This window comes from Actinophytocola sp., from assembly GCF_036555685.1.
In the GTDB taxonomy this organism is placed as follows: Bacteria; Actinomycetota; Actinomycetes; order Mycobacteriales; family Pseudonocardiaceae; genus Actinophytocola.
On the sequence record NZ_DATBKY010000170.1, the window covers coordinates 1 to 24,311 of the forward strand.

Annotated in this window: 25 protein-coding genes; 11 read left to right on the forward strand and 14 right to left on the reverse strand. The window is 72.1% G+C overall.

Annotation, left to right across the window (positions count from 1 at the left end; genetic code table 11):
* From VH969_RS16165 to VH969_RS16175, 3 genes are all read left to right on the forward strand, one after another.
* The coding region (locus VH969_RS16165; RefSeq protein WP_331974894.1) for a 3-oxoacyl-[acyl-carrier-protein] synthase III C-terminal domain-containing protein at positions 1-352 on the forward strand (352 nt) is incomplete at its 5' end.
* Positions 353-385: 33 nt separating this feature from the next.
* A complete protein-coding gene (locus tag VH969_RS16170; protein WP_331974896.1) occupies positions 386-634 on the forward strand; it encodes an acyl carrier protein in 249 nt (82 codons plus the stop codon).
* Between the two features lie 40 nt (positions 635-674).
* On the forward strand, positions 675-1,922 hold the full coding sequence (locus VH969_RS16175; RefSeq protein ID WP_331974898.1) for a beta-ketoacyl-[acyl-carrier-protein] synthase family protein: 1,248 nt from the start codon (positions 675-677) through the stop codon (positions 1,920-1,922).
* 18 nt (positions 1,923-1,940) lie between these two features.
* Here the strand turns inward: VH969_RS16175 and VH969_RS16180 are convergent, their stop codons facing one another.
* Both VH969_RS16180 and VH969_RS16185 read right to left on the reverse strand, forming a co-directional pair.
* Positions 1,941-2,525: a hypothetical protein gene (locus VH969_RS16180; protein WP_331974900.1), complete on the reverse strand. Its 585-nt coding sequence runs from the start codon at positions 2,523-2,525 to the stop codon at positions 1,941-1,943.
* Between the two features lie 23 nt (positions 2,526-2,548).
* Positions 2,549-3,040, reverse strand: a complete 492-nt coding sequence (locus VH969_RS16185; protein WP_331974902.1) for a DUF3145 domain-containing protein — start codon at positions 3,038-3,040, stop codon at positions 2,549-2,551.
* 216 nt (positions 3,041-3,256) lie between these two features.
* Here VH969_RS16185 and VH969_RS16190 point away from each other — a divergent pair, with 216 nt between their 5' ends.
* Positions 3,257-4,543, forward strand: a complete 1,287-nt coding sequence (locus VH969_RS16190; RefSeq protein WP_331974904.1) for a hypothetical protein — start codon at positions 3,257-3,259, stop codon at positions 4,541-4,543.
* A gap of 109 nt (positions 4,544-4,652) precedes the next feature.
* Positions 4,653-4,979: a histone-like nucleoid-structuring protein Lsr2 gene (locus VH969_RS16195; protein WP_331974906.1), complete on the forward strand. Its 327-nt coding sequence runs from the start codon at positions 4,653-4,655 to the stop codon at positions 4,977-4,979.
* 127 nt (positions 4,980-5,106) lie between these two features.
* Here the strand turns inward: VH969_RS16195 and VH969_RS16200 are convergent, their stop codons facing one another.
* Entirely contained in the window at positions 5,107-6,024 is a 918-nt protein-coding gene (locus VH969_RS16200) for an oxygenase MpaB family protein (RefSeq protein ID WP_331974908.1), read from the reverse strand.
* Here VH969_RS16200 and VH969_RS16205 point away from each other — a divergent pair.
* Positions 6,023-6,547 (forward strand): isochorismatase family protein, encoded by a 525-nt coding sequence (locus VH969_RS16205; RefSeq protein ID WP_331974910.1) that lies wholly within the window; start codon positions 6,023-6,025, stop codon positions 6,545-6,547. The genes VH969_RS16200 and VH969_RS16205 overlap by 2 nt on opposite strands.
* Here the strand turns inward: VH969_RS16205 and VH969_RS16210 are convergent.
* The 5 genes from VH969_RS16210 to VH969_RS16230 all read right to left on the reverse strand — a co-directional run bounded on the left by VH969_RS16210 (position 6,534) and on the right by VH969_RS16230 (position 12,347).
* Entirely contained in the window at positions 6,534-7,934 is a 1,401-nt protein-coding gene (locus VH969_RS16210) for an NAD(P)(+) transhydrogenase (Re/Si-specific) subunit beta (protein ID WP_331974912.1), read from the reverse strand. The two genes, VH969_RS16205 and VH969_RS16210, sit on opposite strands and share 14 nt — an antisense overlap.
* Before the next feature lie 70 nt (positions 7,935-8,004).
* Positions 8,005-8,295, reverse strand: coding sequence for an NAD(P) transhydrogenase subunit alpha part 2 (locus tag VH969_RS16215; protein WP_331974914.1), 291 nt, complete (start codon positions 8,293-8,295; stop codon positions 8,005-8,007).
* Positions 8,296-8,307: 12 nt separating this feature from the next.
* Complete coding sequence (locus tag VH969_RS16220) at positions 8,308-9,861, reverse strand: acetolactate synthase large subunit (RefSeq protein WP_331974916.1); 1,554 nt, start codon at positions 9,859-9,861, stop codon at positions 8,308-8,310.
* An 11-nt stretch (positions 9,862-9,872) separates the two neighbouring features.
* Complete coding sequence (locus VH969_RS16225; protein WP_331974918.1) at positions 9,873-11,246, reverse strand: FAD-binding oxidoreductase; 1,374 nt, start codon at positions 11,244-11,246, stop codon at positions 9,873-9,875.
* Between the two features lie 24 nt (positions 11,247-11,270).
* Positions 11,271-12,347 (reverse strand): NAD(P)/FAD-dependent oxidoreductase, encoded by a 1,077-nt coding sequence (locus tag VH969_RS16230; RefSeq protein ID WP_331974920.1) that lies wholly within the window; start codon positions 12,345-12,347, stop codon positions 11,271-11,273.
* Between the two features lie 188 nt (positions 12,348-12,535).
* On the opposite strand from VH969_RS16230, the gene VH969_RS16235 reads away from it, so the two are divergent.
* Positions 12,536-13,351 (forward strand): ribosomal RNA small subunit methyltransferase A, encoded by an 816-nt coding sequence (locus tag VH969_RS16235; protein WP_331974922.1) that lies wholly within the window; start codon positions 12,536-12,538, stop codon positions 13,349-13,351.
* Here the strand turns inward: VH969_RS16235 and VH969_RS16240 are convergent.
* Positions 13,320-13,904 carry a TIGR03086 family metal-binding protein gene (locus VH969_RS16240; protein WP_331974924.1) on the reverse strand — a complete coding sequence of 195 codons (585 nt, stop codon included), beginning with the start codon at positions 13,902-13,904 and terminating at the stop codon, positions 13,320-13,322. The two genes, VH969_RS16235 and VH969_RS16240, sit on opposite strands and share 32 nt — an antisense overlap.
* A 60-nt stretch (positions 13,905-13,964) precedes the next feature.
* On the opposite strand from VH969_RS16240, the gene VH969_RS16245 reads away from it, so the two are divergent.
* A complete protein-coding gene (locus VH969_RS16245) occupies positions 13,965-14,393 on the forward strand; it encodes a GNAT family N-acetyltransferase (RefSeq protein WP_331974926.1) in 429 nt (142 codons plus the stop codon).
* Here VH969_RS16245 and VH969_RS16250 read toward each other — a convergent pair.
* Complete coding sequence (locus VH969_RS16250) at positions 14,380-15,294, reverse strand: LysR family transcriptional regulator (RefSeq protein WP_331974928.1); 915 nt, start codon at positions 15,292-15,294, stop codon at positions 14,380-14,382. The two genes, VH969_RS16245 and VH969_RS16250, sit on opposite strands and share 14 nt — an antisense overlap.
* A gap of 65 nt (positions 15,295-15,359) precedes the next feature.
* Here VH969_RS16250 and VH969_RS16255 point away from each other — a divergent pair, with 65 nt between their 5' ends.
* Positions 15,360-16,151, forward strand: coding sequence for an NAD(P)-dependent oxidoreductase (locus tag VH969_RS16255; protein ID WP_331974930.1), 792 nt, complete (start codon positions 15,360-15,362; stop codon positions 16,149-16,151).
* Positions 16,152-16,352: 201 nt separating this feature from the next.
* On the opposite strand, the gene VH969_RS16260 is transcribed toward VH969_RS16255, so the two are convergent.
* Entirely contained in the window at positions 16,353-17,882 is a 1,530-nt protein-coding gene (locus VH969_RS16260) for a PH domain-containing protein (protein ID WP_331974932.1), read from the reverse strand.
* Complete coding sequence (locus VH969_RS16265) at positions 17,879-18,409, reverse strand: PH domain-containing protein (RefSeq protein ID WP_331974934.1); 531 nt, start codon at positions 18,407-18,409, stop codon at positions 17,879-17,881. The genes VH969_RS16260 and VH969_RS16265 overlap by 4 nt, the downstream gene beginning before the upstream one ends.
* Between VH969_RS16265 and VH969_RS16270 the strand changes: the two genes are divergently transcribed.
* Entirely contained in the window at positions 18,408-19,457 is a 1,050-nt protein-coding gene (locus VH969_RS16270) for a WD40/YVTN/BNR-like repeat-containing protein (protein ID WP_331974936.1), read from the forward strand. The genes VH969_RS16265 and VH969_RS16270 overlap by 2 nt on opposite strands.
* 65 nt (positions 19,458-19,522) lie before the next feature.
* On the opposite strand, the gene VH969_RS16275 is transcribed toward VH969_RS16270, so the two are convergent.
* Together VH969_RS16275 and VH969_RS16280 are read right to left on the reverse strand one after the other, a co-directional pair.
* A complete protein-coding gene (locus tag VH969_RS16275; RefSeq protein WP_331974938.1) occupies positions 19,523-21,163 on the reverse strand; it encodes a DHA2 family efflux MFS transporter permease subunit in 1,641 nt (546 codons plus the stop codon).
* 15 nt (positions 21,164-21,178) lie between these two features.
* The gene (locus VH969_RS16280) at positions 21,179-21,652 is read right to left on the reverse strand and encodes a MarR family winged helix-turn-helix transcriptional regulator (RefSeq protein WP_331974940.1); all 474 of its coding nucleotides are present in this window, start codon (positions 21,650-21,652) and stop codon (positions 21,179-21,181) included.
* Between the two features lie 384 nt (positions 21,653-22,036).
* Between VH969_RS16280 and VH969_RS16285 the strand changes: the two genes are divergently transcribed.
* A partial coding sequence (locus VH969_RS16285; protein ID WP_414638530.1) for a Tex family protein occupies positions 22,037-24,311 on the forward strand: 2,275 nt, incomplete at its 3' end.

Below are 24,311 nucleotides of genomic sequence, written 5' to 3' on the forward strand. Positions count from 1 at the left end.
CCAGGAGGGGCAGTCGGTGTTCCGCTGGGCGACCACGCAGATCGCGCCGATTGCCCTGCGTGCCCTGGAGGCCGCCGGGCTGCAACCGTCCGATGTAGACGTTCTGATCCCGCACCAGGCGAACCTGCGCATCGTCGAGGCGATCGCCAAGCGGCTGCGCAAGGCGGGCGCGCGGGAGGACATGGTCGTCGCGGACGACATCGTGACCTCCGGCAACACCTCGTCGGCGTCCATCCCGATGGCGATCGACCACATGCGTGCGGCGGGCCGGGTGCACTCCGGTGACGTCGCGCTGATGATCGGCTTCGGCGCCGGGCTGTCCTACGCCGGCCAGGTCGTGATCTGCCCCTAGTTTCCCTGTTACCCACAGAAAGAGAGAAACCCCATGGCCAAGCCCACTGACGAAGAGATCCTCTCCGGTCTCGCCGAGATCGTCGAAGAGGTCGCCGGCGTCGAGGCCGACGAGGTCACCGCCGACAAGTCGTTCGTGGACGACCTGGACATCGACTCGCTGTCCATGGTCGAGATCGCCGTGCAGGCCGAGGACCGCTTCGAGGTGAAGATCCCCGACGCGGAGCTCGCCAACCTGAAGACCGTCGGGGACGCGGTCAGCTACGTCTCCAAGAACGCCTGACACACCGCCGTCCAGCGGGTAAGCCACCACGGAGGGGGCAATGAGCACGGTCGATGTGGTCATCACCGGCATGGGTGCGACGACGCCGCTCGGCGGCGACGTCGCGTCCACCTGGGACGGGCTGCTCGCGGGCCGCAGCGGGATCAGCATCAACGAGGCCGAGTGGGCGGAGAAGTTCGACCTGCCCGCCCGGCTGTGCGCCCCGCTCGCCGTCGAGCCCTCGGAGGTGCTGCCCCGCGTGCAGCTGCGCAGGCTGGACCGCTGCGAGCAGATCGCGATCATCGCGGCGCGGCAGGCGTGGGCGGACGCCGGGTTCGAGACGCCGTCCGAGGAGAGCCAGCCCGTCGACCCGGACCGGCTCGGCGTCGCCATCGGCACCGGCATCGGTGGCCCGAGCACGCTGCTCGGCCAGGACGACCTCCTGGAGAGCCAGGGCCTGCGCAAGGTCTCGCCGCTGACCGTGCCGATGCTCATGCCCAACGGCCCGGCCGCGCACGTCAGCATCGAGCTGATGGCCCGGGCCGGGGTGCACTCCCCGGCGTCGGCGTGCGCGTCCGGTGCCGAGGGCCTGGCCACCGCGTGGCAGATGATCCAGAACGGGCGGGCCGACGTGGTCGTCGCGGGCGGCACGGAGTCGTGCATCCTGCCGATCACCGTCGCCGGCTTCGCCCAGTCACGCACGCTGTCGCTGCGCAACGACGAGCCGGACCGCGCGTCCCGCCCGTTCGATATCGACCGCGACGGATTCGTGCTCGGGGAGGGCGCGGGCGTGCTCGTGGTGGAGCGCGAGGACCACGCCCGGGCCCGCGGCGCGCGGATCTACGGCCGGCTCGCCGGCACCGGCATCACCTCCGACGCGTACCACATCACGGGCAACCACCCGGAGGGCGTCGGCCAGATCAACGCGATCACCGAGGCGCTGCGCACCGCCGACCTGTCGCCCGGCGACGTCGGCCACGTGAACGCGCACGCCACGTCGACCGTCGTCGGCGACATCGGCGAGGCCGTGGCGATCACGAAGGCCATCGGCGACCACGTCGTGCTCACCGCGCCGAAGAGCGCGCTCGGCCACCTGGTCGGCGGCGCGGGCGCGGTCGAGAGCATCATCACGATCCTGTCGATCTACCACGGCATCATCCCGGCCACCCGGAACCTGGAGAACCAGGATCCGAAGGTGGCCCTGGACGTGGTCGCCGGCGAGCCGCGCAAGCTGAACCTCAACGCGGCCGTCAACGACTCGTTCGGCTTCGGCGGGCACAACGTGGCCCTGGCCTTCACCGCCGCCTGATACGCCGGCGCGATCGGGTCAGGTGTCGCAGCGCTCGTGCTGCGGGGAGGCACTCGCGGGCGAGGCGTCCAGCTTCCAGCCGTCGTTCTGGAGGATGAGCGGGAAGACCACGCTCCACTCGATGCACGGCTCCGGCAGCTCCTGCGGCGCGTCCGCCGGGTCCTGCGTGCTGTGGAACGTCAGCAGGACCCGCGCGGTGTCCTCCTCGCCCAGCTCTATCCGGTAGATCACGATGCTGCCGTCCTGCGTGGACCGGTACGCCGCCTGCCACTGGTCCTCCGGCTGGCGCTCCACCCGCTCACGGATCACCGTGGACTGCCAGGCCTCGTAGTCCTTGGCGTTGATCGCGTTGAAGTAGCGTTGCAGCAGCTCGCGCACGGTGCCGAACAGCGGGTGGTCGACCGCGTCGATCGTCCCCTGCACCTTCGCCGGGCCGGGCTGCGCGCCACGCGGCGCCGTCGACGACGGCACCACCGCGTCGGGCGTGCTCGGTCCGGGGTCGTCGTAGTAGGTCCGGGCCAGCAGGCCGCCCACCGCGGTCGCGATGACCGTGATCAGCAGCACCGGCAGCAGCCACAGCTGGCGGGGACGATCGGACGGCACCCGTAGAGGGTGCCACAGCCGGTTCAGCCGACCCGGTGCAACCAGGTGACCGGCGCCCCGTCGCCGGCCCGCCGGTACGGCTCGAGCGCGTCGTCCCACGACGCGCCGAGCAGCTCGTCGATCTTGTGCGCGAACGCCTCCCCCGCCCGGCTGGTCGTCGCCATCGCGCGGAGCTGGTCCTCGCCGACCACGATGTCGCCGTTCGCGGAGGTGCGGGCGCGCCAGAGGCCCAGCGTGGGCACGAAGCAGAAGCGTTCGCCGTCGACGCCGTGGCTCGGTTCCTCGGTGACCTCGAAGCGGATCATGGGCCAGGCCTTGAGCGCGGACACTAACTTGGCTCCCGTGCCGGCGTCGCCGGTCCAGCCGCACTCGGCCCGCAGCTGCCCCTGCGCGGCCGGCTGCGCGGTCCACTGCAGGTTCGCCCGGACTCCCAGGGTGCCCGAAATCGCCCACTCGACGTGCGGACATACCGCAGACGGCGACGAGTGGACGTACACCACGCCACGAGTGCTCACTGCTGACCTCCGCTTGATCGACGAGGAACCGTCTTCCCCTACGTCCTCGTCGCGGCGGGCAGCCCGCACACTCCATTTGCAGCTATTGGCGACCATTGTGCCCTGCGCACACGCGTTCCCGCCATACCGGCACGAAATCACCCGGTCGCGAGCTGCGCCCGGACGCCGGGCGGATACGGTGGAGGGGTTACGCCACAGGATGGGGGGAGGCATGCGGTGCGCCTGATCCGGCTCGGCGGGGAGTCCTCAGAGGTCGGTGCGGACGTACGCGCCGCGCTCGCCTCGTGGGGCCGCGGCGACGGCGTGGTCGGCGGCGTGGCGCTGCTCGGCGCCAAGGTCGCCGAGGCCGGTCCGGTCGACGCGATCGTGCTGCTGCCGCGCGGCCTGCTGGTCGTCGTCGGCGTCGACCTGCCCGACCCGGCCGTCCGGCTGGAGGCCCCGCTCGCCGGCCAGTGGAAGACCGACGGCTGGCCCCTCGTGCGACCCGACGGTGCGGTCAACCCCGCCACCGAGGTCCTCGAGGCCGTGGGCACGATCAACAGCCACCTCGAGCAGGCCCGCGTCGAGCAGTTGCCCGTGGCCACGGTCATCGCGGTCGGGCCGTACGTGTCCAAGGTCGAGCAGCCGACCGCCGACCTGCTGCGCGGCATCCGCGTGCTGCATCCCGAGCCGATGACGCTGCTCACCGCCGCGCGCGAGCTCGCCACCCACCCGCGCCCCTGCACCGCCAGCCAGGCACGCGCGCTCCTCACCGTGCTGCAGCCGGACAACTCGACGATCGCGGCGCTCGATCTCGAGGCCGAGGGGTTCCCCGACACCGTCAAGCCGGACCTGTCCGCGGCCAGCACGATGGTGATCCCCCGGATCACCGAGGCGTCGCGCCCGCCCCGCCCGACCAGACCCTCCTCCCGCGGCGGCCAGCTGCGCTGGCTGCCTGTGGGCTCCGCCGTGCTGGTGGCGATGCTGCTGCTCACCGGCATCGTGTTCGCGGTGGCGTCGGCCGGCGACGCCGACGACGCGTCCGGCGGGACGCGCACCGACCGCACGGAGTCCAGCGCGGTCGAGGTCAACGGCGTCTCCTTCCTCCCGAAGGGCACGTCGACGGACAAGAACTGCGCCGCCCACGCCTACGGGGACGTGCAGGCCTACCTGCAGAAGAACCCCTGCGCGGAGCTGGTCCGCATGCGCTTCGAGTCGAAGGCGGACGGCAGGTCGGCGGCAATCCTCGTGGCCGTGCTGCGCTTCGCGCAGAGCGCGACGGCCACCGACCTGAACACGGTCGCCGACAAGCCGGGCAGCGGCGCGATCGTCGACGCGTCCGCCGAGAGCGTGCCGTGGCCGGGCAAGCACAAGCCCTTCTTCGAGTCGGCCGCGTACGCGAGCGGCCGGGAGGGGAACAGCCTCAAGCTGGTGCAGGCCGTGTGGATCGGCGCCCCGTCCACACCGGACGACGTCGATCTCGTGAAGCTGGCGAACGCCGCGCTGAACCTGGAAGCCCCGTAGTCCGGGTGTGACGCGTGCGGCACGCGCCACACCGCGCACCCTGACCGGTGCCGCACCCGGACCCCGCTATCCTCAGTGCGCTCTGAAATCCCACGCGCGGAGGAATCCTGTGGCGCAGAAGACGATCCTGGAGCTGGTCGACGACCTCGACGGTGGGCGGGCCGACGAGACCGTGGCCTTCGCCCTCGACGGTGTCGAGTTCGCGATCGACCTCTCCGCCGCCAATGCCGCCCGCCTCCGCGACACGCTCGCCGAGTACGTCGGGCACGCCCGTCGCACGGGCGGCCGGAAGGGTCGCGGCAAGACCGCGACGAACGGGGCGGCGAAGCCGGACACGCAGGCCGTCCGCGAGTGGGCCCGCAGCCAGGGCGAGACCGTCGCGGACCGGGGCCGGGTGCCGCAGGCACTGGTCATGCGCTTCCAGGAAGCACACTAGCCTGCCCGCCTCCCCGGAATTCAAAGTGTTGGTTGCGTTCCGGCGGAGGGTGCGGGTTGGCGGCGTGGGTGGTGGTTGCGTTTCGTCACGGTCCCTAAGGGTTGCGTCTTTCGGGGCCGGACTTCGCTCAATGATCCGACGGTGGCGTTTTGTTTGGTAGGCGGGTGGCGGAGGGCATTGCCCAGGGGCCTAGTCGGTCGACCGCCCACAAGGGGTGTGGTTCCAGCCTGCCCAGGCGCGGTCCGCCGGGCGTGAGCCGCGCGGCGTTGCGCAGGAACGTCCGCACGCCGGCCGTCACCGCGCGCAGGGCCGCGGTGGCCACCGGTGCCGGGTAGGCGCGGCGGCCGTACATGGCGACGGCCCAGCGCGGCAGCAGCGAGTACCCGAGGTGCCCGACGACCGGCTCGTACAGGCGCAGGCCGAGCGCGAGCGCGCCTTGCACGGGCGGGCGGTGCAGGAACCGGTAGATCTCGTCGGCGTCCGGGGTTCGCCGCAGCCGCGGCCGCATGGCCGTGAGGTAGGCCTTCATCTGCGCGACGGATCCCGGCACCTCGTCCGGGGCCAGGCCGACGAGCGAGGCGGACAGCCGCTGCTCGTCGAAGTAGCGGTCCGCGTGCGCGGCGGTCAGCGGAAACCCGGCCCGCCGCACGACCGACAGGAACGACGACACCTCCGCGCAGTGCACCCATAGGAGAAGCTCGGGCTCGTCGACACGGAAGCGCTTGCCGGTCTCGGGATCGACCGCGCGGAGCTCGCGATGCACCCGCCGGACCCGCGCTGCCCGCTCGGCGACCTCCTCGCGCGTGCAGTAGACGGTGGCCCCGACGAAGTTCGCGGTCCGCACGAGCCGCCCGAGCGGGTCGTCGCGGAAGTTGGAGTTCTGGACCACGCCGGCGGCCGCGCGCGGGTGCAGCGCCTGGAGGTAGAGGCTGCGTATCCCGGCGAGCCACATCGCGGTCTGGGCGTGCAGCTGCCAGCTGACCGAGTCGGGCCCGAACAACCCGGGATCCGGCTCGGCGGGCGCCTTCCTAAGCTCGCGGGTCATGACTTCATTGAACCTCGAAGCCACCCGCACCGCGCTGATCGCGATCGATCTCATGCCGCGCATCGTCGACGGCGACCGCGCGCCACACTCCGGCCCCGAGGTGCGCGACCGCTGCGTGGCGATCACCCGCGCGCTGCGGGCGGCCGGCGGGCTCGTGGTCTGGGTGACCGTGGAGCGGCCGGGTGAGGACCCGCAGCCCGAGGGCAGCGGGCTCGCGCCGGAGTGCGATCCGCAACCGGACGACGTGCGGATCGTCAAGCGGACCTGGGGCGCCTTCCACGGCACCGGGCTCGACGAGGCGTTGCGCGCCAAGGGGATCGAGACCGTCGTCATGGGCGGGATCGCTACGAACTTCGGGGTCGAGTCGACCGCCCGAGCCGCCGACGAGCACGACTACCGGGTGGTGTCCGTATCCGACGCGATGACCGGCTTGCACGCGCACGCCCACGACTTCGCCGTCGGCTACGTGTTCCCGCGGCTGGGGCCGGTCGTCACCACCGAGGAGCTGCTCAGAGAGCTTTGAGCTCCTCGGTGATGTCGTGCACCGAGGACTTGGCGTCGCCGAACAGGAGGCTCGTGCGCGGGTCGAAGTAGAGCTCGTTGTCCACGCCCGCGAAGCCCGGGCGCATCGAGCGCTTCAGCACGATCACCGAGCGGCTCTCGTCCACGTTGAGGATCGGCATGCCGTAGATCGGGGAGCTCGGGTCCGAGCGGGCCGCCGGGTTGGTGACGTCGTTCGCGCCGATCACCAGGGTCACGTCGGTGCGGGCGAACTCGTCGTTGATGGCGTCCATCTCCTGCAGGTGCTCGTACGGCACGTCGGCCTCCGCCAGCAGCACGTTCATGTGCCCCGGCATCCGGCCCGCGACCGGGTGGATCGCGTAGGCGACCGACACGCCCTTCTGCTCCAGCAGCCCGGTCAGCTGCCGCACCGCGTGCTGCGCCTGCGCCACCGCGAGACCGTATCCGGGCACCACGATCACCTGCCGGGCGAACGCCAGCTGGATGGCCGCGTCCGCGGCACTCGTCCGGCGCACAGCGCGGTCGCCGGCCTCCACCGCGCCGCCGCCCGAGCCGTTGCCGCCGAAGCCGCCCGCGACGATCGCCGGGATGGACCGGTTCATGGCCTTCGCCATCAGGTTCGTCAGGATCGAGCCGGACGCGCCGACGATCATGCCGGCGACGATCAGCGCGGTGTTGTCGAGCGCCAGGCCCATCGCCGCGGCCGACAGGCCCGTGGCCGCGTTCAGCAGCGATATCACGACCGGCATGTCCGCGCCGCCGATCGGCAGCACGATGAGCAGCCCGAGCACGGACGCGGTGATCAGCAGCCCGACCATCAGCCACTCGGACTGGCCGCCCGCGACCACGATCACCGCGAGCGCCACCGCGATCAGCAGCATCAGCAGGTTCAGCGGCTGCTGCAGCCGCCCGACGCTGATCGGCCGGCCGGGCATGATCTCCTGCAGCTTCCCGAACGCGATGTTCGAGCCCCAGAACGAGATCGACCCGACGATGGCCGCGAACAGCGACGCCACCGCGACGTAGGCCGGCCGGTCGGAGAACCCGTTGCTGTCGCGGAACTCCACCCAGGCGATCAGCGCGATCGCGCCGCCGCCGACACCGTTGAACAGCGCCACCATCTGCGGCATCGCGGTCATCCGTACCTTGCGCGCGGCCGGAATGCCCACCGCGGTGCCGATCGCGACGCCCAGCAGGATCAGCCACCAGTTGCCGAGCCCGGGCGTGAGCAGCGTGGCGACGACCGCTACCGCCATGCCGACCGCGGCGATCTTGTTGCCACGCACGGCGGTGTGCGGTCCGGTGAGCCCCATGAGGCCGTAGATGAACAACGCGAACGCGACGATGTACAGCGACTGGATGAACGCCTCGTCGTGGATCCAGTTCACGACGCCCCCTCGCAGGCTCGGTGCAGCCGTTCACGGTCGCCCGGTGTCAATAGTTCGCTCGCAAGCTCGCTCACTTGCCGACGTCCTTCTTCTCCTTGAACATCCCCAGCATCCGGTCGGTGACCAGGAACCCGCCGACGACGTTGATCGTGCCGAACGCGATCGCGATCACCAGCAGGATCTTGTTCAGCACGCCGTCGGCGCCCTGCCCCAGCACGATGAACCCACCGAGCACGACGATGCCGTGGATGGCGTTCGTGCCCGACATCAGCGGGGTGTGGAGTGTGTTCGGGACCTTGGAGATCACCGCGAAACCGACGAAGCCGGCGAGCACCAGCACCGCCAGGTTCTGTACCAGCATGAATTGTTCCCCTTATACGAGTGGCGGGACCATCGCCTCGATGACGTGTGGACCGGGCTCGGCGAGGGCCTTCGCGAACTGGTCGGCCAGCTCCTCCGCCGTGGTCGCGCGCGTTGCCGGCACGCCCATGCCCTGCGACAGCGACACGAAGTCGAGGTCCGGCCCGGACAGGTCGAGCAGCTGGCTCGCCTTCGGCCCGGCCGCCTCCGCGCCGACCCGGGACAGCTCCATCCGCAGGATCGCGTAGGCCCGGTTGTTGAGCACGACCGTGGTGACGTCCAGGCCCTCGCGCGCCATCGTCCACAGCGAGGACACCGTGTACATAGCGCTGCCGTCGGCCTGCAGGCAGATCACCGGCCGGTCCGGGCTCGCGATCGCGGCGCCGACCGCGACCGGCAGGCCCTGTCCGATCGCGCCGCCGGTCAGCGTGAGCACGTCGTGGCGCGGCGCGCCCGCGGTCGTCATCGGGATCATCAGGCCGGACGTGTTGGCCTCGTCCGCGACGATCGCCGCCTCGGGCAGCAGCGCGCCGATGACCTCCGTCCAGTTCTGTGGTGTGAGCGTCCCGCTCGGCACGCCCGGCCGCGACGCCTCCTGCAGCACGGGCTGCCCGCCGGCCGCGACCTCGTCGGCGAGGTGCTCGAGCGCGCCCGTGCCGTCCTCGCCGAGCACCGACAGGACGTGCACGTGGCAGCCGTCGGGTACGAGCTCGCTGGGCTTGCCGGGGTAGGCGAAGAACGACACCGGGGATTTGGCCCCGACGAGCACGAGATGCTTGGCCTCGGAGAGCTGCCACTGGACCTGCTCGGCGAGGTATCCGAGCCGCTCGACGGCCGGCAGGCCGGCGCCGCGCTCGATGCGGGCCGGGAACGTCTCCGCGAACAGCTTGGTCCCGGTGGCCGCGGCGATCCGGCTCGCCGCGAGCAGCCCGCGCTCGCGGGTCGTGCCGTGGCCGAGGAGCATGACGGTCGGCTCGCCGCCGCGCACGACCCTGGCGATCTCGGCGACCCGGTCGTCGTCGACCGGCACCGGCGGCGCCACCGGCTCCTGCTCGCCGACCACGCCGCCGTCCGACCACGACACGTCGGCCGGCAGCACCAGGTTGGCGAGCTGGCCGGGCTGGGCCCGCGCGGCCGCGATCGCGGCGGCGGCGTCCGCGCCGACCTCCCCGGGCGTCTTCGTGGTCCGCGACCAGCCCTGCAGCCAGCCGGTCAGCGCGTCGATGTCGGACTCGAGCGGCGCGTCGAACCCCTTGTGGTAGCGGGCGTGGTCGCCGATCACGTTGACGAGCGGGGTGTGCGCGCGGCGCGCGTTGTGCAGGTTCGCGAGGCCGTTCGCCATGCCCGGGCCGAGGTGCAGCAGGGTCGCCGCGGGCCGGCCGGCCATCCGGCCGTAGCCGTCGGCCGCACCGGTCACCGTGCCTTCGAACAGGCTCAGCACCGCACGCATCTCGGGCACCGCGTCGAGCGCGGCGACGAAGTGCATCTCGGACGTGCCGGGATTGGCGAAGCAGACGTCGACGCCACCGTCGACGAGGGTCCGCAGCAGCGCCTGCGCGCCATTCATAGAAGAGCTCCTTAGTCGAACAACACGCCGGGGTTGAGGATGCCTTTGGGGTCGAACGCGCCCTTGATCCGGCGCAGCAGCTCGAGCTTGTTCGGATCCTCCAGCTCCAGGAAGTGCCGCTTCTTCTCGTGCCCGATGCCGTGCTCGCCGGAGATCGCGCCGCCCAGCGCCATGCCCGTGGCGAACAGCTCGTGCAGGACCTTGTGCCGCACCTCGGGATCCTTCTGGAACACCGCGAGGTGCACGTTGCCGTCGCCCGCGTGCCCGCAGCCGACGACCAGCGTCTGGTTGCCCTGCGCGATCTCGAGCACCTTCGTGAAGAACTCGGCCAGTGCGGCGCGCGGCAGGACGGTGTCGATGATGTCGTCGGCCCCGGCCGACTTCGCGGTGAAGAACGCCTTCTCGCGCGCCTCGATCAGCTTGCGGGCGGCCGGTCCGGGGAGCACGTAGACGTCCAGCGCCCCGAGCTCGCCGAGCAGCGTGCCGGCCGCCTCGACGTCCTCGTCGAGCCGCTGCGTGGAGTTGTCCTCCAGCATGACGACGAGGTAGGCCTGGGACTTGTCGCGGATCTCGTCCGGGATGCCGAGCTGCAGGTCGGCGGTGTGGGTGATCGCGCCCATCGTGAACCCGTCGATGTACTCGAGGATCAGCGGGCCGAGACCGCTGCCGACCATCCTCGGCACCGCGTGGGTGACCGACCCGAGGTCGGCGAACGGGGCGAGGACCGTGGCCTGGTGGGCGAGCCGTGGCTGGAGCTTGAGCGTGGCCTCGGTGACGAGCGCGAGCGTGCCCTCGGAGCCGACGATCAGCTGGGTCAGGTCGTAGCCGGTGCTGGCTTTGACGAACTTGCCGCCGGTGCGGATGACCTCGCCGGTGGGCAGCACGGCCTGCAGGCCGAGGACGTGATGGCGGGTCACGCCGTACTTGACCGCGCGCATGCCGCCCGCGTTGGTGCCGACGTTGCCGCCGAGGCTCGCGGACAGCTCGCCCGGGTAGACCGGGTAGAACAGGCCGTCGGCCTTGGTCCGCTCCTCCAGCTCGGTGAGCGTCACGCCGGGCTGGACGACGGCCACGTGGTTCTCGGTGTCGACCTCGAGGATCTTGTTCATCCGCTCGAACGACACGAGGATGCCGTCCGCGCGCGGGGTGGCCGAGCCGGACAGGCCGGTGCCGCTGCCTCGGGCGGTGACCGGGGTGCCCGTCTCGCCGGCGAGCGTGAGGACCGCGGCGACCTGGTCGGCACTCGCCGGGCGCACGACGTGCGCGGGCCGGGTCGGCTCGGCGGTCAGCGTCTCGTCATGGGTGTAGTCCGCACCGATCGCGTCGCCGGAGAGCACGTGCTCGGCGCCGACGATCTCGCCGAGGCGCGCCGCGATGTCCGACATTGGACTCCCTTCGTCTTGGCCACCTTAGTTCGCTGATCTTCCCGGCAACACGTCCCGCGCCGCGACGTCGATGTCGCCGGGCACCGAGCGGCCCAGCACGAGCGCGGCGCCGTACGCGGCGAGCGCGGGGGCCATCTGGATGCCGTAGCCGCCCTGCCCGGCGAAGAACGCGAACCCCGGATGCCCCGGCCACTCGCCGACGACGGGTGCGCGGTCGGCGACGAACGAGCGCAGCCCGGCCCAGGCGGTGTGCACGCGGCGCAGGCCCAGCGTGGTGTGCTCGTTGATGCGCTCCATGGCGAGCGCGACGTCGAGCTCGTCGGGCTTGGCGTCGCACGGCTCGCTCGGCGTCTCGTCGGACGGGGAGATCAGCAGCCGCTCGCCCTCGGGGCGGAAGTAGTACCGGTTGGCGGCGTCGGCCACGAGCGGCCAGCCCGGATCGATCGGCTGCGTGCCCGAGGCGATCGCGGCGGTGCGGCGCAGCGGGCGCAGGCCGACGGTCGGCACGCGGGCCCGCGTCGCGACCTCGTCGGCCCAGGCGCCGGCCGCGTCCACCACCACGTCGGCGGTGAGCTCCTCGTCGGCGGTGACCCGCCAGCCGGCGCCGTCCCGCGCGATCGCGGTGACGCGGTGCCCGGTCCGGATGGTGCCGCCGCGCTCGCGCAGGCCGCGGCGGTAGCCGTCGTGCAGGGCCATGACGTCGATGTCGCTGGCGCCGTCGTCGCGGCCGGCGGCGACGACCTGGCGAAGGACCGGGCAGAGCCTGCGCGCCTGCGCCGGCGTGATCGGCTCGGCGGGGAGCTTCTCGAGGTGTGCCGCGCCCTCCTCGTCCGCCCCGAGCCAGACGACCAGGCGCTCCGTGAGCAGCGGCGGCGTGTCGAGCTCGGTCTGCAGCGCGCGGTAGCGGGGTGCGCTCGCGACGGTGAGCGCGCGCACGACCGGGCCGCCGTAGCTCGGGGCGAAGATCGCGGCGGAGCGCCCGGTGGTGTGCGCGGCGAGCGTCGGCTCGGCCTCGACGAGCACGACCCGCGCGTGCGCGGCGAGCTCGTAGGCGATCGAGATGCCCGCCATGCCGCCGCCGACGACCAGGACCTCTGCCATGTGCGCAGCTTAATTCGGTTGCCGGGACGCTTAACGTGATCGGTATGGGAACCGCGTCGTTAAGGCTGCGCCGTCGCTGACAGCGACGGTTTGACGCTGCCTCGGTTGTCTCCGGGCTTCGGTCGTCCTACGGCCGTCGCTGTCTCCACGCACCCCCGTTCTCCTTCCGTGCCTGGAGCAGCTTTCCCATGCGTGCGACGTCTCCTGGTGTCCACCTGCTTTCCTGTCCCGGGGTCGTCGAGTCCCTGATCCGCCACGCCGGCGTCGGCCCCGGTGACCTGGTGATCGACTTCGGGGCCGGTCCCGGGACCATCACCGCGCCGCTCGCCGCCACCGGCGCGCGGGTGCTGGCCGTCGAGCGTGACGACGCGTTCGTCGAGGTCCTGCACCGCCGGTTCGGCTCGTCGGTGCGCGTGGTGCACGGCGACCTGCGCCGGGTCCCGCTGCCGCGGCGCGGGTTCGCGGTCGTGTCGAGCATCCCGTTCGCGGTCTCGACGCCGCTGCTGCGCCGCCTGCTCTCGCCGGTGCCCGTTCGCCTGCGGCGCGCCGAACTGGTCGTGGAGTGGGGCCTGGCGCGGCGGCTCACGTCCGCGCGGCCGCGGTCCCGCGAGTCGGCGTGGTGGGCCGCGCGGCACGAGCTGCGGCTGGTCCGCCGGGTTCCCGCGCGCTGCTTCAGCCCCGCGCCGTCGGTGGACGCCGCGCACCTGTCGGTGCGGCCGCGGTCCGGTTCGGACACTCGCGCGGCCGCCGTGCTGTGGGCGTTGCTCGGCTTCGCCTACGGCGAGCCGCCGTTGCCGGCACGGCGGGTCGTCGCGGCCCTTGCCGGCGACCGGGCCGGCCGCCGGGTGCTGCGTCAGGCCGGTGTCGACCCCGGCTCGGCGGCCACCGAGGTCGGCGTCGGCGACTGGGCACGGGTCGCCTCCGTGCTGGCTCGGCAGAGCGGCGTGGTGGCGCCGCGGTTGCCCAGGGCTCTCAGGGAGTCCACTGTGGATCGCGGCCGCTGAGGCCCAGGACCCGGTCGAGCAGCGGGGCGTCCTCGGGCACCCTGACCTCCTCGCCGAAGGAGCCGTACTTACGGCCCATGTCGCCCATCTCGACGGCCATCTCGTGGGCCATGGCGAGGACGTCCGGGTCGGTGTCGATCGACTGGCCCGTGGCGCGGGCGATGTCCCATCCGTGCACCACCAGCTCGCCGATCATCATCATCGCGATCATCCTGGCCGGCATCGAGCCGCCGGCGAGTCCGGTGTCGCCCTCCATCGCCCCGGGCTCACCCCACGCGGCCACCGCCCGGTCCAGCTGGCGGGCCAGCATGTCCGGCCAGCCGGGCTCGGCGGTGAAGTCGGTCTGTTCGGTGACCGGGTCGTCGGCGGGGGCCTTCTCCTTGCGGGCGGCCAGCTCCGAGCGGAACGCCGACCAGAAGATCAGGTGGTTCACCACCTGACGCACGTCCCACTCCTTGCACGGGGTCGGCGCCGCGAGCTGGTCCGGTTTCACGTTCCGCACGACGGCCAGCGCGGAGGCGGCGGCCTTCGCCATCGTCTCGTGGAGTTCCATGAGGCGACGCTACGGCGCAAACGAGTGGCGTCGCTTGCACAAACGCGACAGCATCGCGGCGTGGATTTCGAGCTCGACGACAACCCGGACCGCGTCGACGTCGACGTGGTCTGGCAGTTCATGTCCACCCAGGCGTACTGGGGGCGCTGGCGCGGCCGCTCGGCGGTGGAGCGGCAGCTCGCCGGCGCGTGGCGGGTCGTGGGTGCGTACGAGGCCGGCACCGGCCGGATGGTCGGGTTCGCCCGGGCGATCTCCGACGGCGTGGCGCTGGCCTACCTGGCCGACGTTTTCGTGGTCGAGCAGGCGCGCGGCCACGGGCTGGGAAAGGCGCTGGTCAAGGCGATGATCGACGACGGGCCGGGTGCGGAGTTCCGCTGGATGCTGCACACCGCGGACGCGCACGAGCTGTACCGGCGGTTCGGGTTCCGCGAGCCGGACGAGACGTACCTCGAGCGGCCGGGCAAGCACGCGCCGATCAGCGAGGCATAGCGGACAGGTCACGCCGCAGCCGCGCGGCGCTCTCGGCCAGGTGCTCGAGGAAGTTCGGCACCGCCGGCGGGCCGGACACACCCTCGACGGTCGCCGCGTAGATCGCGCGGGTCGGCTCCGCCCGCAGGCGTTTCACGACGACGTCCGGACGTACCGCGTCCAGCCCGAGCCCCGGCAGCAGCGTGACGCCCAGGCCCGCCGCGACGAGGCCCTGCTTCGCCGTCCACTCGGGCACGACGTAGTGCACGCGCGGGCGGAAGCCCGAGCGCAGGCACGCACCGATCAACGTGTCCTCCACCGCCGTCGAGCCCGCGATCCAGCTCTCGCCGGCGAGCTCCGCGAGGCGCACCGCGCGCCGGGTGGCCAGCCGGTGCCGTGGCGGCAGGGCGACGAGGATCGGGTCGTCGAGCAGATGCCGCAGCATCAGGCCGGCCAGGTTCGCCGGCTGTCCGTCGTGGACGTTCAGCACCGCCACGTCGAGCTCACCGGCGCGCAGCCGGGCGATCTGTGCCGCGGACACGCCGTCGGACAGCGACAGCTCGACGCTCGGATGCGCGGCGTGGAACGCCGCCATCGCGCGCGGCACCAGTACCGCCTCGGCCGTGGCGAACGCGCCGATCCGCAGCCGGCCGCAGTTCAGCCCGCGCAGCGCGGCCAGGTTGCGCCGCGCGGTCTCCAGCCGGTCGAGCACCGCCTCGGCGTGCTCGAGCAGCAGCTGTCCCTCGCCGGTGAGCCGCACGCCCCGCGAGCCGCGGTCGAACAGCGCGGCGCCGACCGACTCCTCCAGCGCGGCGATCTGCCGGGAGACCGCGGACTGCGTGTACCGCAACGACTTCGCGGCCGCGGTGATCGAGCCGTGCACGGCGACCTCGCGGAAGGCGGTCAGCCCGGCGATGTCCATTGCGCATGTCTACCATGCGAAACATTCGCTTGTCGCATCTCTGCTAAGGGCCATAGCGTCGAGGCATGTCAGCCATCGCATTCCTCGGCCTGGGCCACATGGGCTCCCGCATGGCCGCCCGGCTGGTCGCCGCCGGACACGAGGTGACCGTCTGGAACCGCACGCCCGGCAAGTCCGTCGCCGGTGCGTCGACCGCCGCCACCGCGGCCGACGCCGTCGCGGACGCGGACGTCGTGATCACGATGCTGACCGGCCCGGAAGCCGTGGCGGCGGTCGTGCTCGGGATGCCACCGCGGCCGGACGCCGTACTGGTCGAGATGTCCACGATCGGCCCGACCGCGCTGGGCACGCTGGCTCGCAAGCTGCCGGGCGTCCGGCTGGTCGACGCGCCGGTGGGCGGCAGCATCGGCGCGGCCGAGCGCGGCGAGCTGACCATCTTCACCGGCGGCGTCGACGCGGACGTCGAGGCCGTGGCGCCGGTGCTGGAGGCCCTCGGCACCGTGAAGCGCTGCGGCGGCCCGGGCACCGGTGCGGCGGCGAAGCTGGTCGCGATCACGGCGGTCGTCACCGCGACGGTGCTGCTGGGCGAGCTGCGCGAACTCGGCGCGGCACTGCACCTGTCGCCCGACTTCGTCGACGGCCTGCTGGCGGCGGGCCCACTCGCGGTCGTCCTGGAACGCAGCACGCTGCCGGATGTCCACTACGCCACCGAGCTGGCGGAGAAGGACCTGGGCCTGGCACTCGACCACGCGGACGTGCCGCTCGCCGGCGCCGCCCTGGCAAGGTTGCGAGCTGCCCTCCCTGCCCTGGCCGGCCAGGACTTCCGCGCCATCGCTACCCAGGAGGTGACGGCATGACCCCTATGTCAACCTCCGGGTCGTCGAGCAGCGCGGCACGCACCCGGTGGCCGCCAACCGCACCCGACGGGAACGGAGCGCAACCCAGCCACGAGTACGTGCTCAACCGGACGGCGCCGACTCGAGGTGACCCGCTGCCGACGGGCACCACCGTCGAGGTCTCCCGCCCCTTCCGTCCCGGTCCGCTTCTCGAGGTCGACCTTACGGCCGTGGTTCCAGGAACGGCGTGAGCAGGTCCGGCACGGCCTCGGCGGCGAAGGACAAGCCCTCGCTCTCGCCGACGTCGCGGATGACGTACTCGCCGTTGTTCGCGGCCGTGGTCGCGGCGATCGTCACCAGGCCGGCGCGGCGCTGGAACAGCGAGCGGCGCACGGTCCACCCGATCACCCCGCTGCGCAGCAGCGCCACCGTGTGCCGGCTGCCGGCGCCGTACCGGGTCACGAGGTAGTCGCCGGACAGGCCGTGGCCGAGGTTGCGGTAGTCGTCGAGCGCCAGGGCCAGCGCCGGCGGCGTCGCCACCACGGCGGCGATCCACGCGAGATGGACCAGCACGGTCGTGAGCAGCGAGCCGAGCACCGCCAGCACGGCGACGACGCCGAACACGGCCAGCAGCGCCCAGCGCACCCGCCGGGTCCGCGCCGCCCGCGGGTGCCGCCGGATGTCCACATCGGACAGCGGGGACGCGCCGAGCACGTCGACCGCGACCCGGTGCGCCACCGCGAGCGGGGCCGCCGGCAGCAACGTCTTCGGATCCGACCGCTCGTTGTCCGAGCGGACCTGGAGCCCGGTGGCCACGACGTCGACCCGGGCCGCGCCGAGCAACCGCGAGCCGAGCGCCTCGAACACGTCGACCCCGCGCAGCCGGCGCTGCTCGAGCGACAGCGAGCGCGTGGTCAGCAGCCCGCGGTGCACGCGCAGCGTGCCACCCTCCCGCGTCAGCCGGTAGCGCCACCACATCTCGACGAACAGGCCGAGCGAGCCGACGAAGCCGACCACGAGCCCGGCTGCGACCAGCAACCCGATCAGCCCGAGGACCGAGAGCCCGCCGAACAGGTCGCGGACGGTCTCGAACATCTCCCCCTGCAGCCCCAGCCAGTCCGACGCCTGCATCACCGCGCCGAACGCGGCCGCGCCGAGGATCGGCGTGGTGACCGAGATCGGCGCGTACCGCAGCCACTGCCAGTCGAGCTCGGCGAGTGGCGGGTCCGGTCGCGCGGCCCGGGCGGGCGCCGCAGGCGCGCGATCGAGCAGGACCCGCCGCAGCTCCTCGGCGTGTGCCCGGTCGACCGGGTCGAGCGTGACGTGGCTGTGCTGGCCGGTGACCCGCTGGCCGGTGCCGATCTTGACCTTCGCCAGCCCGAACGCGCGCAGCAGCGGGTTCGCGGTCAGGTCGACCGTGCGCACGCGCTCCCGCGGGATCGAGCGCTGCGTGTGCAGGACCCACGCGAACCGCAGCTCGACCCGCTCGGCGGTGACCCGGTAGCTCGTGTGCCGCCAGCGCAGCCGGTCCACGAGCATGCCGCCGCCGGTCAGCAGGATCGCCGCGCCGACCGCGACGAGCAGCACCGGGCCGGCCGCGCGGTCGTCGTCGCGCAGCATGCCGAGCACGATCGGCGCGCCGATCGACACGCTCAGCCCGGCCAGCGTCAGCGCGGTGACCGCGACCGTCCGCCGGTGCAGCCGCCGCCACTCGCCCGTCATCCCACCGGCCTTCTCGGCGGCCACGGTCACGTCGCGTCCCCGCGGTTGGCCTGTGCCGTCTCGGTCAGCCGCGCCACCAGCCCGGCGGCGAGCTCGTGGTCGAGCCCCTGGATCTTGAGCGGGCCGGCCGCGGATGCCGTGGTGACCGTGACGCTGGACAGCCGGAACAGCTGCTCCAGCGGCCCGCGGGCGGTGTCGACGGTCTGGATGCGCGACATCGGCGCGATCCGCCACTCCTGCCACAGCCAGCCCGTGCGGGTGTAGACGGCGTCGTCGGTGACCTCCCAGCGGTGCACGCGGTAGCGCCACAGCGGCACGACCACCGCGTACGGGATGCCGATCACCAGCACGACGCCCATCGCGAGCAGCAGCCACGGACGGGCCGGCGTGATGATCGCGGCCAGCACCGCCAGGACCGCCGCCGGCACGATCGCGCTCAGGCCCTCGTTCGTCAGCCAGTAGCTCACCGCGCGCCGCTCGACCCGGTTGCGCGGCGGCCGCAGCCGTACCTCGTCCACTTCACGCTCCTCCCCTTCCCCGCTATCTTGCCGGGTCATGAAGCGTGCATGGGCGACAGTCCTGCTAGTCCTGGCCGCGCTGGCGGTAGCCCCGAGCGGCACCGCGAGCGCGGACCCGCTGTCCTGGCGGCTCACTCCGACCGGAACCGACGCGCAGCTACGCGGCCTTTCGGTGATCAGCCGGCACGTGGCGTGGGCGAGCGGTGCCCGCGGCACCGTGCTGCGGACCGTGAACGGGGGCAAGACCTGGCGGCAGGTCGGCCCGCCGGACACCGCCACCCTCGAGCTGCGCGACATCGAGGCGTTCGACGAGCGCACCGCCGTGGCCATGACGATCGGCAACGGCGAGGACTCGCGGATCTACCGGACCACCGACGGCGGTGCCACCTGGACCGAGACGTTCCGCAACACGGAGCCGGCCGCCTTCTACGACTGCATAGCGTTCTTCGACCGCCGGTACGGGCTCGCCGCCGGGGATCCGGTCGACGGCCACTTCCGCATTCTGTCCACATCGGACGGTGGACGGTCGTGGACGCGGGTGCCCGACGACGGGATCCCGCCGGCACTCGAGGGCGAGTTCGAGTTCGCCGCGAGCGGGCAGTGCGTCACGACCACGGGCAAGCGAGACGCGTGGATCGCGACCGGCGGCGGGGCGTCCGCGCGGGTGCTGCACTCCGCCGACCGCGGCCGGACCTGGACCGTCAGCGACACGCCACTGCTCAGCGGTCCGAGCGCGGGCGTGTTCGCGGTCGCGTTCCGCACGCCGCGGCAGGGCATCGCGATCGGCGGCGACTTCGCGAACCCGGCCGGCGGCGAGCACAACCTCGCGCTGACCTCCGACGGCGGGCGCACCTGGCGCGAGCCGGTGAACTCGCCTGCCGGCTACCGGTCCGCGGTCACCTACCACCCGTTCCTCGGCTCGGTGCTGCTCGCGGTCGGCCCGACCGGCAGCGACGTCAGCGTCGACGGCGGCCGGCGCTGGCACCAGTTCGACGACGGCACGTTCGACACGGTCGACTGCGGTCGGGACGGCGCCTGCTGGGCGTCCGGCGCGCAGGGCCGCGTCGGAGTCCTGCAGCTCGGCTGAGACGACGCCGGGAGACGGCGGCGCCGGGAGTCCGTGCGGACTCCCGGCGCCGTTTTTTCGTCAACTCAGCGGCGTTCGCGCTCGCCCACCGGCTCGGGCCGGTGCTGCTCGTCGAGGTCGCCGAGGTCGTCCTCGATGACCGCCGGCGGCTCGTTCGCCGGCCCGGCCTGCTCGGCCGGCGCGACCTTGCCACGCGGCAGGAACAGCGCCGGGATGAACGCCAGGGCCAGCAGCACCGCGGCCCACACGAACGTCGACGAGTAGGCGTCGGCGAGCGGCGGGGTCAGGAGCTGGCGCACCTGCTCGGGCAGGTCCCGGATCGACGTCGCGGACGGTGCGGGCGTCCCGGGCGGAGCCTGGGCCTGCAGCTGAGCGATGACCGGCGTCAGCCGGTCCTTGACCTCGTTGAACAGGAGCACCGACAGCATCGCCGTACCGATCGACGCGGCCACCTGCTGGATGATGTTCAGGCTCGTCGACGCGCGGGCGACCTGCTCCTGCTTCAGTGTCTTCAGCGCGATCGACATGACCGGCATCATCGTCATGCCCATGCCGATACCCATCACGAACAGCGTGCCGCCGATCGTCCAGTACGACGTGGTGTCCGTCAGCTGCGTGAACATCGTCATCGTGCCCGCGATGACCACGATCCCGAACGGCACGATCCGGGCCGCCCAACCGCGGTCCACGAGCATCCCGGCGAGCGGCATCATGATCATCGCACCGATGCCCTGCGGCGCCAGCAGCAGGCCCGCGTTCAGCGCCCCCTCGCCCCGCACCTGCTGGAAGTACAGCGGGAACAGCAGCATGGCCCCGAAGAACGCGATCACGAAGAGCACCATCGTGATCAGTGCGACCGAGAACCCGCGGTCACGGAACAGCTTCAGGTCGATCAGGGCGTGCGGCGTGCGCGCGGCGTGCCAGATGAACCCGGCCACGAGGATCGCCCCGGCGAGCGCCGGGATGTACACCTCGGGATGGCCGACGCCCTCGTGCGAGGGGACCTGGGCCAGGCCGTAGATCAGCGCGGCGAGACCCGGCGAGAGCATGATCAGGCCGAGCACGTCGAGCTTCTCGGTCGGCCGCGGCTCGTCCTTGTCGAGGATCCGCGCGCCCAGGATCAGCGAGAGGATGCCGATCGGCACGTTGATGAAGAAGATCCAGCGCCAGTTGACGTCGTCGACGAGCCAGCCGCCGAGGATCGGGCCCACGATCGGGCCGAGCAGCATCGGCACGCCGAGGACGGCCATCACCCGGCCGACCCGCTCGGGCCCGGCCGCCTTGGTCAGGATCGTCATGCCGAGCGGCATCAGCATGCCGCCGCCCAGGCCCTGCAGGACCCGGAACAGGATCAGCGATCCCGCGGACCACGACATGCCCGCGAGTGCCGAGCCGGCCATGAAGAGGAATATCGCGGTGAGGTAGATCCGCTTGGTGCCGAACCGGTCCGCGGCCCAGCCGGACAGCGGGATCACGGTCGCGAGCGCCAGGGTGTAGCCGGTCACCACCCACTGCATCTGGTCGAGCGTCGTGTTGAACTCGATGATCAGCCGGTCGAGCGCGACGTTGACCACGGTGATGTCGAGCATCGCCATGATCGCGCCGAGAACGACGACGCCGCCGATCGCGAGGACTCTTCGGTCGAGTTTGTCCGACCCCTGTGATGCCGCCCCCGCGGCAGGTGCCGGAGTCGTTGGTTGCGTCAAAGCCCTTCCCCTTGCCTAGCAGCCAATTGCTGAACTTTCGTTGTCCCCCCGAGCGAGAATCGGCGCCAGAGCCTTGGAAAGTTGCTCTCGCTCGTGGTCGCTGAGCGACTCGACGCACTCGCGAACGGCCTCGCGGTGCGCGTGCACGAATCCGGCCACCAGAACGCGGCCGTGCTCGGCCAGCCTGACCCGCTTGACCCTGCGGTCCTGCTCGTCCTCCCTGCGCGTGACCATTCCGGCCCGGGACAGCGCCTGCACGGCACGCCCCGCCGTGGCCATGGACGACCCGAGACGCGCCGCGAGCTCGTGCACCGCCAGCTCGTCATGGCAGTCGGCGAGCACGAAAAGGGCGCGTAGTTGGGAGAATGACAGATCGAGTCCGGCCGCGACACCCAATATGTGCGCCTCGCCGCTCTTCTTCAGATGCGACAGAAACCCCACGACGTCATCGGTCACCGTCTCGACCGAGGGTGACACCGTTGGTTTCATGGTTGCAATCATCGCAGCCCTGAAACTAACTGCAAGTGACTGTGGTTGGGGTCTCAGTTCACTACCGGCGGAAACTCTCAGCATCGGTCGGACTTCCGGTAACAGATAGCGACAAGCGACCTGTCGTGCACTCGCCGCGATCTCGGGCCGGGGCTCCCCCGCCCCTGACTTCGACGGTAACCGCACCAACCTGAGAATCCTGCCAGCCGCACCTCGCCGCCCCGCATCGCGACCGCGCCCGCGCACGGCGGCCATCCTTCGACGGCGGAGCCGGCCGGGTCGGCGGTGGGCCATCGGCTGCCGGACGGCTGCCGGCCAGAGAATCCGGCGAAACACGCGACCGGGGCGACGCACTGTCGGTGGCGCGCGGCAGAATGCTCTGCCGTGACCGCGATCGCCACCCCTCCCTCCGTGTTCCAGCGCATCGCCGAGGAGCTCACCGTCGCCGAGCGTCAGGTGCGCTCCGCCGTGGAGCTGCTCGACGGCGGGTCGACCGTCCCGTTCATCGCCCGGTACCGCAAGGAGGCGACCGGCGCGCTCGACGACGCCCAGCTGCGCACGCTCGAGGAACGGCTCCGCTATCTGCGCGAGCTGGAGGAGCGCCGCGCGGCCGTGCTCGACTCCATCAAGAGCCAGGGCAAGCTCACCGACGAGCTGACCAAGCAGATCATGGCCGCGGACTCCAAGGCCCGGCTCGAGGACATCTACCTCCCCTACAAGCCCAAGCGCCGCACCAAGGCCCAGATCGCGCGCGAGGCCGGCCTCGAACCACTCGCCGACGGCCTCCTCGACAACCCCGACACCGACCCGCAGGCAGCCGCCGCGGTCTTCGTCGACGCCGAGGAGGGCGTGGCCGACGTGCAGGCCGCGCTCGACGGTGCCCGCGCGATCCTCGTCGAGCGGTTCGGCGAGGACGCCGACCTCATCGGCACGCTCCGCGAGCGGATGTGGCACCAGGGCCGCCTGGTCGCGAAGGTCCGTGACGGCAAGCAGGAGGCCGGCGCGAAGTTCGCCGACTACTTCGACTTCTCCGAGCCGTTCACGAAGCTGCCGTCCCACCGGATCCTCGCCATGTTCCGCGGCGAGAAGGAGGAGATGCTCGAGCTGACCCTCGAGCCGACCGCGGACGAGGAGGCGGACCCCGGCTACGAGGCGCGGATCGCGGCCCGCTTCGGCATCGACGACCAGGGCCGCGCGGCCGACAAGTGGCTCGCCGACACCGTCCGCTGGGCCTGGCGCACCCGCATCCTCGTCCACCTCGGCATCGACCTGCGCACCCGGCTGCGCGGCGCCGCCGAGGACGAGGCCGTCCGCGTGTTCGCCGCGAACCTGCGCGATCTGCTGCTCGCCGCCCCCGCGGGCACTCGCGCCACGATGGGTCTCGACCCGGGGCTGCGCACCGGCGTCAAGGTCGCGATCGTCGACTCGACCGGAAAGGTCGTCGCCACCGACACGATCTACCCGCACGCGCCCGCGAAGCGCTGGGACGAGTCGCTCGCCACCCTGTACCGGCTGGCCAAGCTGCACGACGTGGACCTGATCGCGATCGGCAACGGCACCGCGTCGCGGGAGACCGACAAGCTCGCCGCCGAGCTGCTGTCGAAGGCGCCGGACCTCAAGCTGACCAAGGTGATGGTCTCCGAGGCGGGCGCGTCGGTGTACTCGGCGTCGGCGTACGCGTCGCAGGAGCTGCCGGACCTCGACGTGTCGCTGCGCGGCGCGGTGTCGATCGCGCGGCGGCTGCAGGACCCGCTGGCCGAGCTGGTGAAGATCGACCCGAAGTCCATCGGCGTCGGGCAGTACCAGCACGACGTCTCCGAGGTGAAGCTGTCCCGCTCGCTCGACGCGGTCGTCGAGGACTGCGTGAACGGCGTCGGCGTCGACCTCAACACGGCGTCGGTGCCGCTGCTCACCCGCGTCTCCGGCATCACCACCGGCCTCGCGGAGAACATCGTGTCCCACCGCGACGCCAACGGACCGTTCCGCACCCGCACCGCGCTGGCCGACGTGCCCCGGCTCGGCCCGAAGGCGTTCGAGCAGTGCGCGGGCTTCCTGCGCATCCGCGGCGGCGACGACCCGCTCGACGTCTCCGGCGTGCACCCCGAGGCCTACCCGGTGGTGCGCCGCATCCTGGCCCGCGCCAAGACCGACATCGGGTCGCTGATCGGCAACGCGCCGAAGCTGAGGTCGTTGGCGCCCAGGGAGTTCGTCGACGACCGCTTCGGGCTGCCCACGGTCACCGACATCATCACCGAGCTGGAGAAGCCCGGCCGCGACCCCCGTCCCGCGTTCCGCACGGCGACGTTCGCCGAGGGCGTCCACAAGATCTCCGACCTGCGACCCGGCATGGTCCTCGAAGGCCAGGTGACGAACGTGGCCGCGTTCGGCGCCTTCGTCGACGTGGGCGTGCACCAGGACGGGCTCGTGCACATCTCCGAGCTGTCGGACCGCTTCGTCAAAGACCCGCGCGAGGTGGTCAAGGCCGGCGACGTGGTCAACGTGCGCGTCAAGGAGGTGGACGTCGCGCGCAAGCGCATCGCGCTGACCATGAAGTCCGGCGCGATCGATCGCTCCGCGGGCAGCAGCTCGCGCGCGCCGAGCCCGCCACCCGGCGCATCCCGAGCCGCGCCGCCGCCGCGCACGCCCTCCCAGCCGCCCG